The organism is Jiangella aurantiaca, from assembly GCF_004349105.1.
Lineage (GTDB): Bacteria > Actinomycetota > Actinomycetes > Jiangellales > Jiangellaceae > Jiangella > Jiangella aurantiaca.
Genome location: NZ_SMLB01000038.1, coordinates 22,780 through 37,146 on the forward strand (window position 1 = coordinate 22,780; position 14,367 = coordinate 37,146).

14 protein-coding genes and 1 pseudogene are annotated in these 14,367 nt (G+C 72.0%); 4 read left to right on the forward strand and 11 right to left on the reverse strand.

The genetic code is table 11. The features are described from left to right. Position 1: 1 nt before the first annotated feature. The 9 genes from E1262_RS21820 to E1262_RS21860 form a co-directional block, all read right to left on the reverse strand. Positions 2–745: an anchored repeat-type ABC transporter ATP-binding subunit gene (locus E1262_RS21820; RefSeq protein ID WP_132105513.1), complete on the reverse strand. Its 744-nt coding sequence runs from the start codon at positions 743–745 to the stop codon at positions 2–4. Further along, positions 742–1,692: a choice-of-anchor M domain-containing protein gene (locus E1262_RS21825; protein ID WP_132105515.1), complete on the reverse strand. Its 951-nt coding sequence runs from the start codon at positions 1,690–1,692 to the stop codon at positions 742–744. The genes E1262_RS21820 and E1262_RS21825 overlap by 4 nt, the downstream gene beginning before the upstream one ends. Then, positions 1,689–3,284: an anchored repeat ABC transporter, substrate-binding protein gene (locus E1262_RS21830; RefSeq protein WP_132105517.1), complete on the reverse strand. Its 1,596-nt coding sequence runs from the start codon at positions 3,282–3,284 to the stop codon at positions 1,689–1,691. The genes E1262_RS21825 and E1262_RS21830 overlap by 4 nt, the downstream gene beginning before the upstream one ends. Continuing rightward, on the reverse strand, positions 3,262–6,366 hold the full coding sequence (locus tag E1262_RS21835; RefSeq protein ID WP_132105519.1) for a TIGR03773 family transporter-associated surface protein: 3,105 nt from the start codon (positions 6,364–6,366) through the stop codon (positions 3,262–3,264). The genes E1262_RS21830 and E1262_RS21835 overlap by 23 nt, the downstream gene beginning before the upstream one ends. 183 nt (positions 6,367–6,549) lie before the next feature. Continuing rightward, positions 6,550–7,281, reverse strand: a complete 732-nt coding sequence (locus E1262_RS21840) for a class I SAM-dependent methyltransferase (RefSeq protein WP_132105521.1) — start codon at positions 7,279–7,281, stop codon at positions 6,550–6,552. An 8-nt stretch (positions 7,282–7,289) separates the two neighbouring features. After that, positions 7,290–7,595, reverse strand: coding sequence for a 30S ribosomal protein S14 (gene rpsN, locus E1262_RS21845; RefSeq protein ID WP_132105523.1), 306 nt, complete (start codon positions 7,593–7,595; stop codon positions 7,290–7,292). After that, complete coding sequence (gene rpmB / locus E1262_RS21850; protein ID WP_132105525.1) at positions 7,595–7,831, reverse strand: 50S ribosomal protein L28; 237 nt, start codon at positions 7,829–7,831, stop codon at positions 7,595–7,597. The genes rpsN and rpmB overlap by 1 nt, the downstream gene beginning before the upstream one ends. 29 nt (positions 7,832–7,860) lie before the next feature. Further along, the gene (locus E1262_RS21855; protein ID WP_132105527.1) at positions 7,861–8,937 is read right to left on the reverse strand and encodes a CobW family GTP-binding protein; all 1,077 of its coding nucleotides are present in this window, start codon (positions 8,935–8,937) and stop codon (positions 7,861–7,863) included. Between the two features lie 92 nt (positions 8,938–9,029). Further along, complete coding sequence (locus tag E1262_RS21860; RefSeq protein ID WP_132105529.1) at positions 9,030–9,986, reverse strand: ArsR/SmtB family transcription factor; 957 nt, start codon at positions 9,984–9,986, stop codon at positions 9,030–9,032. A gap of 59 nt (positions 9,987–10,045) precedes the next feature. Here E1262_RS21860 and E1262_RS21865 point away from each other — a divergent pair, with 59 nt between their 5' ends. The 3 genes and pseudogenes from E1262_RS21865 to E1262_RS32175 all read left to right on the forward strand — a co-directional run bounded on the left by E1262_RS21865 (position 10,046) and on the right by E1262_RS32175 (position 12,314). Beyond that, positions 10,046–11,260: an MFS transporter gene (locus E1262_RS21865; protein ID WP_132105531.1), complete on the forward strand. Its 1,215-nt coding sequence runs from the start codon at positions 10,046–10,048 to the stop codon at positions 11,258–11,260. Continuing rightward, the gene (locus tag E1262_RS21870; RefSeq protein ID WP_132105533.1) at positions 11,253–11,810 is read left to right on the forward strand and encodes a dihydrofolate reductase family protein; all 558 of its coding nucleotides are present in this window, start codon (positions 11,253–11,255) and stop codon (positions 11,808–11,810) included. The genes E1262_RS21865 and E1262_RS21870 overlap by 8 nt, the downstream gene beginning before the upstream one ends. A 121-nt stretch (positions 11,811–11,931) precedes the next feature. Next, a pseudogene (locus E1262_RS32175) lies at positions 11,932–12,314 on the forward strand (SRPBCC family protein). A gap of 27 nt (positions 12,315–12,341) precedes the next feature. On the opposite strand, the gene E1262_RS31440 reads toward E1262_RS32175, so the two are convergent. Further along, entirely contained in the window at positions 12,342–12,563 is a 222-nt protein-coding gene (locus E1262_RS31440) for a hypothetical protein (protein WP_238993013.1), read from the reverse strand. 163 nt (positions 12,564–12,726) lie between these two features. Between E1262_RS31440 and E1262_RS21885 the strand changes: the two genes are divergently transcribed. Then, entirely contained in the window at positions 12,727–13,362 is a 636-nt protein-coding gene (locus E1262_RS21885; protein ID WP_203454180.1) for an endonuclease V, read from the forward strand. Between the two features lie 199 nt (positions 13,363–13,561). Here E1262_RS21885 and E1262_RS21890 read toward each other — a convergent pair whose 3' ends face one another. Next, a complete protein-coding gene (locus E1262_RS21890) occupies positions 13,562–14,344 on the reverse strand; it encodes an SDR family NAD(P)-dependent oxidoreductase (RefSeq protein WP_132105537.1) in 783 nt (260 codons plus the stop codon). Between the last annotated feature and the right edge of the window lie 23 nt (positions 14,345–14,367).

The following is a 14,367-nucleotide window of genomic DNA, read 5'->3' on the forward strand; positions in this document are numbered from 1 at the left end:
CTCACATCACCTTCAGGATCTTCAGCAGCGGGCTGTTCTCACCGACGCCGAACGCGCGCATCCAGGGATCGGGATCCAGCAGCTCGCTCGGCGGCGCGTCGGCGACGATCGTCCGGTTCAGCAGCGCGATGCGCGTGCAGGTGTCCAGCGCGCCGAGCAGGTCGTGGGTCGTCATCAACACCGCCTTGTCTTCGCCGGCCAGTTCCTGGAACAGGCCCGTGAGCAGCTCCTGGGTGGGCAGATCGAGGCCGGTGAACGGTTCGTCCAGCAGCAGCACCCGCGGTTGCAGCGCCAGCGCCCGGGCCACCAGGACCCGCTGCCGCTGCCCGCCGGAGAGCTCGCCCACCGGCCGGCGCGCAAGGTCGCTCATGCCCACCCGCTCCAGGGCCGCCGCGACCGCCCGCCAGTCGTCCACCCCGGGCCGGCGCAGGAGGCCGATGCGGCCGCTGCGGCCGGTCATGACCGCGTTCTCGACCGAGATCGGGAAGTCCCAGGCGAACTCGTGCCGCTGCGGCACATAGCCCACCGGTGAGCGGCGCGGCCGGACCGGCCGGCCGTCGACGAGCACTCGCCCGGATGCCACCCGCACCAGGCCGAGGATCGAGCGCAGCAGCGTCGTCTTCCCGGCCCCGTTCGGACCGATCAGGCCGGTCAGCTCACCGAGGCCGAGCGTCAGGTCGATGTCGCGCAGGACCGTGCGACCGCCCAGGCCGACGGTCACCCCGCGGACCTCGAGGACGCTCACGGCCGGGTCTCCGCGGCCGCCGCCCCGGCGGCGGCGCGGCGCTTCGCACCCCGGCCGCGCAGGAGGACGACCACCAGGGCGACGACGAGGACAGCGGCCGCACCGGCCACTCCCAGGAGGACCGGAGCAGGGCCACCGTCCTCGTCGGGCTCGTCCACCGCCGCGGCGGGCGAGCTGGTGCCGTCCGCCCCGGCACCCGGACCAGACGCGCCGGCGTACTGCGCGGCGAAGGCGTCGTCGGTGCTGGTGGCGTCGCCGACGGCGAAGCGGAGGACCTGCGTGTCCGACTCGGCCTCGCCGGAGACCAGGTCGGCCGAGACCTCCACCTCCACCAGGTAGACGCCGGGCTCCGAGAACACCCAGTTGGCATGCGTGTGCGTGTTCACCTCGACCCAGACGTCCTGCGGGTAGGGCTCGCGGCTGTCCCAGAGCACCTCGGGCTCGCCCAGCGTCCCGCTCTGCAGGAACATCACCACGTCGCCCGGCCCGTCGACGCCCCGCAGGGTCAGGGTCGCGCCGCGGTCGATGGTGTCCATGACGGTCGGGTCCTGAGTGTTCCATCCCACCCAGACGACCCCGGGCTGCTCCGCCTGCGGCACGACGTGCACGTCGGTGCCCGCCTCGGCCGGCAGGAACGCGTAGTCGGGGGTGTCCGGCACCGTCGTCAGGGACGCGTCGGCGACCTGGAACACGGTGGTCGGCATCGTCCGCCACACCGGCGTGGCCGTGGTGCCGTCGTGGACCAGCAGCGTCCACCGGCCGTCGACGTAGCGCGGGCCGATGTCGACGTGACCGTCGCTCAGCACCGCCTGTTCGGTGGCGACGGGCTGGTCGGCGTCGATCTCCTGGTCCAGGCTCGGGTCGTCGGCGGCCACGGCGGCGGCCGACGCGGTCACCGTCAGCAGGCTCGCCCCGAGCAGGGACACCGTCCGGAATCGTCGCGTCATTGCTCTCTCTCCGCTGGTTCGGACAGGCAGGAGCGCAGCGACTCGGCGTTGAATCGCATCATCTCCACGTAGCTGGTGACCTCGTCGTCGAACGTGTCGCCATAGATCGGGCAGACGCGGACGCTGAGGTCGTCGGCGACCTCGGTGAGCGTCGAAGAGCGGGTCACCAGGTTCGGTTCGAGGAAGACCGCCGGGATGCGCAGGTTGCGGATGGTCTCGGCCAGCTTGCGGCGGTCGGCCAGGCTGGGTTCCGTGGCCGGGTTGGGGGTGACGAACCCGGAGATCTGCACGTCGTAGGCGGCGCCCAGGTAGCCGAACGCGTCATGCGTGGTGATCAGGTGGCGGCGCGACTCCGGGATCTCCGCGATCGTGTCGCGCACGTGCTGGTCGAGCTCCTCCAGCTCGCCGATGTACCGGTTGGCATTGTCGCGGTACTCGCGGGCGCCGTCGGGGTCGACGCCGATCAGCGTGTCGCGCATCAGCTCGACGTAGGAGATCGCGTTGCCGGCGTCGTGCCACAGGTGCGGGTCGATCTCGCCGTGGACGTGCCGGCCCAGCACCGCCTGCGGCAGCTGGAAGATCGGGTCGCCGGGATGGCCGAGGAACCGGAAGCCCTCGTCGGCGGGGATCTCGTGCAGCGCCTTGTTCGGCACCTCGATCACGGTGCTCGCCGGGTCGAGGACCTCGGCGTGCGCATGATCGTCGCCGCCGCCTTGCGGGTCGACCAGGAGGTACAACTCGCCGGCATCGATGTCGACGGTCACGTCGGCGTGGCCGGAGCCGAGCACGTCCGCGCCCTCCATGCCGGGCACCGCATGCGGGTCCACCCCGACGGCGAACGTGAACGTCTGCTCCCCCACGTCGACCGGACGCTCGTCCGGCGCGGGCGCCAGCGTGGCGCGCATCGTCAGCCGGTACACCCCGGGCTCGGTGAACGCCCAGCTCATATGCGTGTGCGCGTCGGGCGGCAGGGTGGCGGTGTCGTCGCGGTACCCGTCGGCGGCGTCGAACCCGTCGGTGGAGTCGACGTAGAACGCCGGGTTGCCGAACGACTCGGTCAGGTACGCGACCAGGTCGCCCGGCCCGTCGACGGCGGTGCCGCTGAGGTAGACGTCCGAGGCGCGGTTCGCGCCGTACTGCTCCCCCGTCCCGCGCACCCGCATGCCCAGCCAGATCGTGTCGAGGGCGACGTTCTCGACCAGCGGGATGATCTCCGCCGCGTACTTCACCGCTCCCTCGGCGAGCGAGATGTTCGGGACTCCCGCGTCGAGGTTGGCGTCCAGCGCCTTGATGATCGCTTGCTGCTCCAGCAGCAGGTAGTTGCTGAACGCCACGTCGGCGTAGACGACATTGCGGACGTCGCGCAGGCTCGGCTCGTACGAGTGCGGGTCGGCCTGGTCGGGCACGAGCGAGCTGACGTTCACCCGGTCGCCGCCGATGTTGCGGACGAGGTCGGCCAGCAGCCCGGTGGTGGTGATCACCTGCACCCGGTCGTCGCTCGCGCTCAGCGTCTCCGGTGCCGCGCACGCCGACAGGACGAGCCCGGCGGCGGCCAGCCCGGCCGCTGTCCTAAGCCCGGCCCGCACGGCGATCGCGCCAGTACGCCGCCATCGCGACCGCTCCCGCCATGACCAGCAACCCGCCGAGGACCGTCAACCCCGGTGTCGCCGACGTGCCGGTGCTCGCCAGGTCGCAGTCGTCGTCGGCGGCGGGGGTGGTCGTCGTCGGCGACGGGGTCGGCGTGCTCGTCGGCGTCGGTGTGGGCGAGGGCGTGGCGTCGATCCGCGTCATTGTCGGCTCGGTCCGGTGGACGGCCGGAGCGACGACGCCGGCGCGTGACGCCGACACGTTGCTCGTCCCGGACAGCTCACCGACCACGAACGAGTACTCCACCGGGCCGGTCGTGACCGCCCCGCCGCCGGCCAGCGTCCCGCTCACCTCGAACGTCAACGTGTAGCTGCCCTCAGCGGAGAACGCCCAGTTCGCGTGCACGTGCTGACCGACGCTCTGCTGCCGCGCCGGCAGCGACTCCTCCGAGCTGAAGATCCGGCTGACGTCGCCGAACCCGGTCGTCTGGAACACCTCCACCGTGCCCGGACCCGCGACGTCGACCAGCCGCATGTCGACGGTGTCGCCACTCAGCTGACCGGGCGCGAGCTCCTCCGTCGACCAGCCGGCCCACACCAGGTCCGGGTTCTGCGTCTCCGGGATCAGCCACAGCGGCGCGCCGGCCGAACCGAGGAACGCGTAGGTGTCGCCGTCGGGCACCGTGCTCGCCGCGGCCTGGCCGACGTGGACCAGCACGTCACCCGGATCGTAGAACGTGTGGTCCGTCGCCGAACCCACCTTCGCCTGCAGCTCGAGGCTGGACCCGTCCAGGCGCGGCGACAGCAGGTCGACGTGCTCGTTCGTCAGCACCACCGGATCGCCGGACGTGCCGCCCGGTGCCGACGGGTCACCGCTCGGCGTGCTGGGCGTCGAGCTCGGCGTGGGCCGCGGGTCGCACACCTCGTTCGTCGGCTTGGTCGTCGGCTTCGGGCTCGTCCCGTCGTCGTCTCCCCCGCTCGCGCCGCCGTCAGCGCCTGCGGCGTCTCCGCCGTCGTCGGCGCCGTCCTCGGTCCCGCCGGTCTCGGTGCCGTCGGCGCCCGACTCCGTGCCGTCGTCCGCGCCGCTCTCGTCCGTACCGCTCTCGTCAGCGCCGCTCTCGTCGGCGCCGCTCTCGTCGCCACCGGTGTCTGTGCCGTTCTCCCCCGACTCGGTGCCGTTCTCGTCACCCGGATCAGGGTCGCATTCGATGTCGCCGACGACGAAGGCGTAGTCGACCGGACCGCTCGACACCTCGGTGCCGTCGGCCAGCGTGCCGCTCACCTCGAACGTCACCGTGTACTCGCCGAGCGCGGTGAACGCCCAGCTCGCGTGCGAGTGCACCGGGACGTCCTGGACCAACGGCTCCAACGACTCGTCGGAGCTGAAGTTGCGCACCGGTGCCGCGCCCGCGAAATACTGGAAGACCTCCACGTCGCCGGGCCCTTCGACGTCCACCATCGTGATGTGGACGATGTCGTCGCGGAACGCGCCCAGCGGAAGCTCCTCCGTCGACCAGCCGGCCCATACGACGTCCTCGAGCTGGTGCTGCGGGATCACCCACACCGTCGAGCCCAGCTCAGCGATGAACGCGAGCTGCTCGTCGTCGGGCAGGACGACCGCCGCCTCAGGGTCGTTGACCTGCACGAGCACCTCGTCCGGTGTGTAGAAGACGTGGTCGTTCGCCGAGCCCACCTTCGCCTCGAGCACCAGCTCGTCGCCGGTGAGACGCGGCGAGACCAGGTCGACGTGCTCGTCATCGAGTACGACCCGCGGGTCGTTCTCACACGTGCCCGGCCCCTCGTCGACGCTCAGCGTGAACGGAGCGGAGTGCGCCACGTGCACGCCGTCGTCGGTGTAGAGGGCCGCGCGGTACTGCCGGCCGTCGTCGGCGGCGGACGGCGTGACGGTCAGCGTCTCCGTCGTGGCGCCGTCGACGGGGTCGAACGTCAGCGCGCCCGGCGCGCGGGTGGACCACTGGTAGGCCGTGAGGCCGGTCGGCGGGTCCTGCGTCACCGTCAGCGTCACCGGCTCGCCCGCGGGGACGGCGCCGCCGGGCCCGGCGACCGTCAGCGTCGTCGCCGGCGGCTCGACGTTGCCCTCCTCGACCGTGACGGTGACCGTCGCGCTGGTCGACGGCGCGTAGAACTGCGGCTCCTGCGACGTGTACGTGGCGGTGACGGCGTGCTCGCCCGGCTCGGCGAACGTCACCGGCAGCGTGGCACGGCCGTCGGTGAGCGGCGCCCAGCCCAGCGCGGTGTCGCCGTCGTGGAACTGGACGTACCCGCCCGGCGCCGGCGGCGCGCCGGAGCCGGGATCGGTCGTCACGCCGGCCTCGAGCACGACCTCCTCGCCCACGACGGCGGTCGGCGGAGCCTGCAGGGTCGTGGCGGACGGCGCGGCCGCCGGCAGCGCGCCGTTCTCGCCGCCGACGACCCAGGTGTAGTCGACCGGGCCCGACGTGACCGGCGCGCCGCCGACCGTCGCCGCGACCGTGAAGGTCAGCGTGTAGACGCCTGGCTGGGTGAACGCCCAGTTCGCGTGGACGTGCGCGTTCACGCCCTGCCGCAGGGTCGTGTAGTCCTCGTCAGAGCTGAAGATCCGGATCGGCTCTCCGAACGAGCCGGTCTGGAACACCTCGACCTCGCCCGGCCCGCGCACGTCCGTCAGCGTGATGTCCACGGCGTCGCCGTCGACGACCCCGGCGGCGATCTCCTCGGTGCTCCACCCCGCCCAAAGGACGTCCGGGTTCTGGGTCTGCATGATCACCCAGGCCGTGTCGGCGCCGATGAACTCCGCATACTGCTCGGGCAGTCCTTCGACGCGCCCGAGGTCGGAGAGCTGGTACACCAGGTCGTCCACATCGACGTGCTCGACCGGCGGGCCGATCTTGGAATCGACTGTCAGCCGCTCGCCGTCGAAGCCGACGTTGATGGCGTCGACGTGCTCCGTCGTGAGCACCCTCCGCTCCTCGGCGGGCGGCGGGGCGTCCGACTCCGCGGCCGCCGGCGGCACCGCGGCTGGAACCGCCGCGAGCAACCCGGCGCTGCCGGCCACACCCACGATCTTCCGGACCAGAGAACGGTGCATGACGAGATCGGCTCCTGTCAGGGACTGGCGAGACGTTCAGACTATAGATAACGATTTTCACTTTCGCCAGCTCTGCACGATCTGTGCTGTAGCGTGCATGATGGTAATCGTTATCGTTCGTAGGGTTACCGGACCGGCGGAAGACCGGGATTGCTGTCCGGGCTGCTCGCGGCGCCGGGGGTGTTACCTGCTGGATGTCCGTATCAGGGCGACGGAACTGTCGATCGGCTCGAGCACGAGCGTGGACGGCAGATCGGCGGCGACGTCATGGGCGGTGACGATCCGCCAATCACCGGCGAAGCGATGGGACCGGATCAGAGTGCCGCCCTGCCAGACCTCGTAACGACTGGAGTACTCCTGCGGGCCGTCGCCCAGCATGTGGTGAGCGCGATATTCGTAGTCGCCGAGCCGACGGGACTCGACGATCTCCCCGCCCGCCTCGCCACCGTCTGCTGTGTCGGGCGGACGCTGGGTCGTGACGACGGCCACCCCGTCGCCGGACAGGTGGGCCCCGAGCCAGCCGAACAGGTCACGCCGGTCGTCTTGGGCGAGGTGGCCCAGCATGTGCGCGCAGACGAACCCGTCGACGCGGTCCGGCAGCAGGCCCAGGTCGGCCGGCGCGGCGCCGGCGACGACGGTCACCCGCTCTGCCAAGTCCGGGTCGTCGGCCACCCGCGCGGTCAGGATCGAGCGCATCACCAGCGCGGGCTCGAGCGCGACGATCCGGGCCCGGCTCTCGGCGGCGACGACGCGGGTGCCCATGCCGGTCCCGGCCCCGATCTCGACGACGACGGCGTGCTCGTCGAGGTCGGCGAACGCGGCCCGCACGTGCGGGCGCAGCCGTTCCCACGGCTCGGTCATGAACAGGTCGTGGAACTCGGCGAGTCGCTCGTAGGCCGTCTGCGTGGCGGACATGCGCGGCGCTACCAGCTGGACTTGGTGACGCCGGGCAGCTCACCGCGGTGCGCCATGTCGCGCAGCCGGATGCGCGACAGGCCGAACTTCCGGTAGACCGCGCGCGGCCGGCCGTCGACCTGGTCGCGGTTGCGTAGCCGGGTGGCGCTGGCGTCGCGGGGCTGCCGGGCCAGCGCCCGCCGCGCCGTCACGCGCTCGTCCTCGGTGCTGGCGGGGTCGGCGATGACGCGCTTGAGCTCGGCCCGGCGCTCGGCGTACCGGGCGACGATCTGCTGCCGGCGCGCGTTCTTCACGATCTTGCTCTTCTTCGCCATCAGAGCCGCTCCCCGCGCGCCAGGATCTCGGCGACGACCGCCTCGATGCCGCGCTTGTCGATGGTCTTGATGCCGCGCGCGCTCACCGTGAGCGTGACGTTGCGGCCCAGCGACGGCACCCAGTAGCGCTTGCGCTGGATGTTCGGGTCGAACCGGCGTTTGGTGCGCCGGTGTGAGTGTGAGATGGCGTGGCCGAAGCCCGGCTGGGCACCGGTCACCTGGCATCGTGCGGACATGGTCGGGTCCCCTGCCTTCCGTGGGTTCCTCAGAGCGGGCTGTGGATGTCGCCGAGCCAGGCATCGAAGCCGTCGCCGGCGGCCTCCCAGTACCTGCCGCGGCTCCGGATCTCGTCGTCGGTGAGCAAGCAGTGCTCGAACGCCGCGGCGATGTCGTCGCGGCCGTCGTCCATGCCGGTGACGACGATGCGGGTGAACGGCCGCCGGTGCCCCCACGGCTCGGCCACGCCGATGCTCAACTGGCCGCCCGCGCCGTCCCAGGCACACGCGACCGTCGCCCGCGTCGGCAGCCAGAAGCAGCCCCGCGAACGCCGCGGACCGCCACCGACGGCCACGATGTCCCCGTACAGCCGGTCCGGGTGGAACGGCCGGTCCGACCGCAGATCCAGCCGCCACACGTGCTCGCCGTCGAGCGCAGGTAGCGGCTCCCGGCGCACCTGCGCGGTCCACTCCTCGGCGGCCGCGTGGCCGTGGATCCCGGCCAGCAGCCGCACCGGCGCCAGCGCCTCGCCGTCGCCGAGCACCGCCACACCCGGCCGGGCGAGCGCGCGGACCAACTCCAGCTCCGCCTCACCGGCGGCACCGACGACGGTGACGGCGTCGGCGTACTCCACCTGCGCCGCACCCACCTCGGCCACCCCGCGGCGGTCGTCCGCGGCGGTATGCGTGCCGCGCTCGCACAGCAGCTCGTCGCCCAGCAGATCGTCCACCAGCCGCTCGCCGTCGACGGCACACAGCACACCGGCGACGCGCACGTGCCGCAGCCGCGCGTCACCGGCGACGACCCGACACACCTGCTGCGCCTCCGCACCCGCCGGCAGCTGCGCCACGATGACACCCCACCGCCCGGCCTGCGCCAGCCGGGCCAGCGTCGGCACCACGTCCTCACGCACCGCGCAGCTGACGCACGCATGCTCGAGATCGATCTCCTCCGACTCGACCACCCCGGTCACCTCGCTCACGGTTCTGAGCAGCCGGCTCCGTGCGACGTCGATGCGATGGTGCACCACGACGGCATCGGGCAGGTCCCACTGCAACGTGATGGTGGCCGACGCCATCGCGTCCGGGCTGACACCGGTCACCAGGACCACGGGTGTGGTGCGCATCCGCAACTCTTCCTAACGAGAATCAAACTCATTAGGACCGACCTTAGCATCAGGCGTCGCCCAAAGGGATGCGGCATCAACCTGGGGCCGCTTCAGGTGTCGTCAGTCGTGGCGGCTCGGACCAGGCGGTCGCCGTCGGACGTGCGGTAGTAGAGGACTGAGCGGCCGGCGCGACGGCGGCGCACCAGCTGGGCCTCGAGCAGCACCTTGAGGTGGTCGCCGATGGAGCCGAGGGCGAACCCCGTCACCGCGACGAGCTGGGTCGTGCTCATCGGGTTGTCGAGCAGGCTCAGCACTGTCGCGCGCGCCGGGCCGATCAGCCGGCTCAGAGCGCCCGGCGCCGCGCGGCGTCCCTCCGCGAGCACTCCTGCGCACGGATAGACGATCGAGTAGCGGTCCGGGCGGCGCCAGCCGACCCAGCCGCGGGCGCCGGTGACGGGGATGAACAGCAGCTGCCCGTGATTCAGGTCGTGTGGCGGATAGTCGTAGGCGTTGATCCGCAGGCGTCCCTCACCGAGCCAGCGCATCCCCGGCCGCATGTCGTCCAGGGCGGACGCCCAGCCGCTGGTGCTCAGCCGCCGGGTCCGGGCGATGACGTCCGCCTCGAAGGCTCGCGCTCGGCGCTGCCAATCCGGTTCGATCGCCTCGGTCCACACCCATTCGAGCACGGCGGTGATCCGATCGGGCAGGTCCGGAACGTCGAGCGCGGGGTCATCGCCAGCCAGGTCGGCACGCAGCGCGGCGGCCGGCGTGGTGCGGATGCGGTGCAGCTCGTCGTCGAACGTCGGCTCATCGTCGAGTGGTGGCGCGCAGAGGAAGTCAGCCAGCCAGGTGGGGAGCAGAGCGCCCTTCAGGAACGCCCGGCCCACCGGATCGCCGGCCATCCGATCCCGGAACGCGGCCCGCGCCTGGGCCGGGCGGGCCAGCTGACCGGGGCGGTTGGGCCGCTCGCCCGTCAGGACCCTGATGGCCGCGATGGTCTCGGCCAGCGCCGACACCCGGAACCGGCTGCCGGCGAGGACGTCGGCGTCGATCAGCCAGATGCCCACGTTTCGCCTCCACCCGAAACTGTACCGGTCGGACGACGGCGCTGCCCAGACTGCCTGCCATGCGTACCTACCGGGAACTGTTCCGCACACCGGGATTCACCGCACTGTTCGTGGCGTCGTGCGCGCAGGTCGCCGCGACGACGCTGACGGGGCTCGCGCTCGCCACGCTGGTGTACGCCCGCACGGAGTCTCCGCTGCTGTCGGCGCTGAGCATGTTCGGCCCGTCCTTCGCCGCGGTGATCGGCGCCACCACGCTGCTCTCGGTGGCCGACCGCGTGCCGCCGCGGCCGGCGATGACCCTGGTCGCCCTCGCCACTGCCGTGGGCTGCCTCGCACTGGCGGCACCGGGGATGCCGCTGCCGGCGATGTTCGCGGTGATCTTCGCGCTCGGCCTGACGGCGTCGATCGGGTCGGGGGTGCAGTACGGACTGCTCGGCGAGATCCTGCCGCCCGACGGGTACGTCCTGGGCCGCTCGGTGCTCAACATGTCGGTCGGCGCGATGCAGGTGACGGGGTTCGCGCTCGGCGGCGTCCTGCTCGCGGTGGTGTCGCCACGGACGGCACTGGTCGTCGGCGCGGCCCTGGCCGCCGCATCGCTGCTGGTCGTCCGTCTGGGACTGAGCGCCCGGCCGGCGCGGGCGTCGGGTCGTCCGTCCCTGGCGATCACCTGGCGGATCAACCGGGAGCTGCTCTCCTCACCGGCACGCCGGGCCGTCTATCTCGCGATGTGGGTGCCTAACGGCCTGGTGGTGGGCTGCGAAGCGCTGTTCGTCCCCTATGCGCCGCACGCCGCCGCCGTCCTGTTCGTCGCGGCGGCTCTGGGCATGCTGCTCGGCGACCTGGCCGCCGGGCGGTTCCTGCCGCCGGCGACACGGCAGCGGTACGTCACGCCGCTGCGCTACCTGCTGGCGGCGCCGTACCTGCTGTTCGTGCTCCCGCTGAACCTGCCAGTCGCCGCCGTCGCGGCCGCCGTGGCGTCCGTGGGCTTCATGTCGACGCTGCTGCTGCAGGAACGGCTGATCGCGCTGACCGGCGAGGACGTGCGCGGTCAGGCGCTGGGGCTGCACGCGTCGGGCATGAAGGCGATGCAGGCGGCCGGCGCGACCCTGGCCGGCCTGGTCGCACAGGTCCTTCCGATCGGGGTGGCGATGGCCACGATGGCGGCCCTGTCGCTCGCCGTCACCGCCGCGCTCAGCCCTGGCCTGCGTCGGTCCGATCCCGTACCCGAGAGAGACCTCGCCCGGCGCACCGTGTCGGGAGGCAGCCGTGCATGATCCCCGACCGCAGACCGCTGCCGGGAAGGTGCACCTCGCGTTCGTGATGTCGCTGGACGGCTTCGTCGCCGGTCCCGGCCACAGCATGGACTTCATGGAGGGAACCACGGTTCGCGAAGGTCTCCATCAGGAGTACATCGAGAGCACCGGCGCGATCCTGGCCGGACGCGATGGATATGACAGCGCCATCGGCGACTCGCGGCCCTACGGCGGCGCATGGAGAGGTCCGATCTTCGTCCTCACCCACCACCCCGACGACGCCCGCGCCGCCGAGGGCATCACGGTCATCAGCTGCTCGGTGGCGGAGGCGGTTCGTATCGGCCTGGACGCGGCACGGGGCAAGAACCTGCAGGTGTTCTCCCCGACGATCGGCCGGCAGCTGCTGCAACTGGGACTGGTCGACGAGATCGACATCCACGTCGCGCCGGTCCTGCTCGGCGACGGAGTCCGGCTCTACGACGCGCCCGGAGGCGAGATCATCCGCTTGGCACGTGACGGCGACGAACCCACGCTCGCGGCACACCTTCGCTACCGGCCAGTCCCCACGTGATCGGGCCGAGACCTCCGGCGGTCACGGGCTGGCGGACCAAGGAGATGTCCATGACCACGCCCGCCCCATCTGCCCGCCCGACCTCGCCGCCCGGCCGCATGCACTCACGGTCGAGCGCACCATGACCGCCCCGCCAGACGTGTTGTTCGATGCCTGGACCCAGCGGTTCGACCGCTGGTTCGCCGAGTCCGGCACGGTCGTGATGCGCGCCGAGGTCAATGCCCCGTACTTCTTCGCCACCCGGTACGCCGGAGAGTTGCACCCCCACTACGGCCGGTTCCTCCGACTCGAGCCGGGGCGACTGGTCGAGCTGACCTGGCTCACCGGCGCGGCCGGAACCAAGGGCGTGGAGTCAGTGGTCACGGCCGAGTTTTCACGCCCGGCGGCAGCGGGACGCGGCTACGGCTCACCCACGCCGGCTTCCTCGACGAGGCCTCGCGGGACCAGCACCGCGACGCGTGGCCGCTGGTGCTCGACCAGCTCGACCAGCGGATGGCGGGCTGACGGGCGGGCAGTCGTCAGTGCTCGTGGTCACGACGCTGCTCGGGTGCGCCGGCCGGCGCGCGGCGGCTTGGACTCCCGGGTTGCCGCCCAGGTCGCAAGCAGCGCGAACTTGTCGGCGGAGTCGGTGCCGGGCGCGACGCTGTAGGTGACGATCTGCAGTCCGGCCTCACCGTGCAGCTCGAACACGTCGAACCCGACCTCGAGCATCACGCAGGACGGGTGGGCGCCGGCGATCCGCGCGATCACCACTCGCCCACCGAGCCGCTGACCAACTCCACCGCACCCGGGCGAGGATCGACGAACCGGGGCCCATCGCGCGCGCCTGAGGTGACGACTGGTCTCTCCCGCGCCGGTGCCACACGATGGTGCGGTGACCTCCTGGCCAACGCAGTGGCCGAGCACCGCGGCGGAGTTGGTCGCCGTTCAGCAGGATCTGGCCGTCGCCCGCCCGGAGCCGTGGCACCCTGGCCGGCATCACGTCATCGGTGGTTGCTACGCGTGCGGCCCCCACGGGCTCGTCGGCCGGGGCCAGGCGGGCGATCCGGTGTGGGCAGCGGCAGCCGCCTACAGCGGCGAGCAGTGCGTCAGTCGAGCAAGCGTCTCAGGCGTCGCCCGCGGCCCGTACACGCCGGGACTGCTCGCGCTGCGCGTGGGGCCATCGCTCGCCGCCGCCGTCACCGCCTTGACGGTGGCTGTGGACGTCCTGATCGTCGACGCCACCGGGCGTGACCATCCGCGCCGGGCGGGCCTCGCCATGCAGCTCGGCGCATCGGTCGGCGTGCCGACGATCGGCGTCACACATCGTCCACTGACCGCAGTGGGTGCGCCGCCGGCCGATCAACGTGGTGCCACGAGCCCGCTGACAGTGAATGGCGCCGTCGTCGGCTACTGGCTGCGCACCCGCACGGGCACGCGGCCGGTCGCGGTCCATGCCGGCTGGCGGGTCGACGCCGAAACCGCAGTCCAGATCGTCCTCGGCAGCGCCCGCTGGCGGACGCCGACGCCGCTTCGAGAGGCCCGGCGGCTGGCACGTGTACGACGAAGATGACGATCACAGCTCAGCGCTCGTCGACCGACACGCTGTCGTACGGGCTCCGCGGTCCGGTGATGCTGCAGCCGTACGACAGTGTGGTGGTCTACGACCCGGGCACCGACGAGTGCCCCCGGCGGCTACTCGCCCTACGAGACGGTCGTCTTCGGCGACGTCGACTCCGGGGTGCTGAACGTCGAGCGGCCCCGGTTCGAGGTCAGGCGGCCACGTAGGGGTGTTCGGCCCCGTCGCGACGGGTGCGGATGTTGCAGTAGTGCTGGGCGACGGTGTCGGCCTGTGTGCCCGGGCCGCCGCTGCCGATCCACACGGCGAGCGGGACGTGCGCGGCGTACACGCCCTTGCCGGCCAGCGCCTGATGAAGCGTCAGTACCCAGGAACGCAGCGCCGCCGAGGCGATGGCGACGTTGGCGAACTCGGGCGGCGCCGGCCGCGGGTCGACCGACGAGGCGCCGGTGGTGAACAGCAGCGTGCCGGTCCCCCGGTCGATCATGTCCGGCAGCACCTGCTGGGCGGCGGTGAGCGCGCCGTAGAGGTAGTAGCCGACCTGCGGCTGGAGGTTATCCACGGTCACGTCCAGCGGTCCGGCCATGGTGATCCCGGGCACCGGCTGGTGTGGTGCCGGCGAGTACTCCAGCACGTCGACGTCGCCGTACCGGTCCTCGATCCGGGCGAACGCCGCCACGAGGGACCGGCGATCCATGATGTCGGCTCTGAACCCGGCGGCGTCGATGCCGAGCTCGCCCAGCTGGGCCGCGAGGGCCGTCGAGCCGTTTATCTGGTCGGCGACGGCGCGGGTCTGCATCGGATCGGCCAGGTCGCCGACGACGGCTTCGGCCCCACGACCCAGCAGTTCTCGCACAGCCGTAACCCGATCGCCGTTGCGGGTGTGGACGACGACGCGATGCCCGGCTTCGAGCAGAGTCTGCGCGGCCGCCCGGCCGAGTCCGTCAGCGGACCCGGTGACGAGGACACGTGCCATGACATCCTTCCGGCGGAGGTCGC

What these genes read in the sequence shown, in the direction of transcription:
- E1262_RS21855 (WP_132105527.1), bottom strand. Translation starts at nt 8,937, where the DNA reads ATGCGCACCACACCCGTGGTCCTGGTGACCGGTGTCAGCCCGGACGCG.
- E1262_RS21835 (WP_132105519.1), bottom strand. Translation starts at nt 6,366, where the DNA reads ATGCACCGTTCTCTGGTCCGGAAGATCGTGGGTGTGGCCGGCAGCGCC.
- rpmB (WP_132105525.1), bottom strand. Translation starts at nt 7,831, where the DNA reads ATGTCCGCACGATGCCAGGTGACCGGTGCCCAGCCGGGCTTCGGCCAC.
- E1262_RS21840 (WP_132105521.1), bottom strand. Translation starts at nt 7,281, where the DNA reads ATGTCCGCCACGCAGACGGCCTACGAGCGACTCGCCGAGTTCCACGAC.
- E1262_RS21865 (WP_132105531.1), top strand. Translation starts at nt 10,046, where the DNA reads ATGCGTACCTACCGGGAACTGTTCCGCACACCGGGATTCACCGCACTG.
- E1262_RS21825 (WP_132105515.1), bottom strand. Translation starts at nt 1,692, where the DNA reads ATGACGCGACGATTCCGGACGGTGTCCCTGCTCGGGGCGAGCCTGCTG.
- rpsN (WP_132105523.1), bottom strand. Translation starts at nt 7,595, where the DNA reads ATGGCGAAGAAGAGCAAGATCGTGAAGAACGCGCGCCGGCAGCAGATC.
- E1262_RS21890 (WP_132105537.1), bottom strand. Translation starts at nt 14,344, where the DNA reads ATGGCACGTGTCCTCGTCACCGGGTCCGCTGACGGACTCGGCCGGGCG.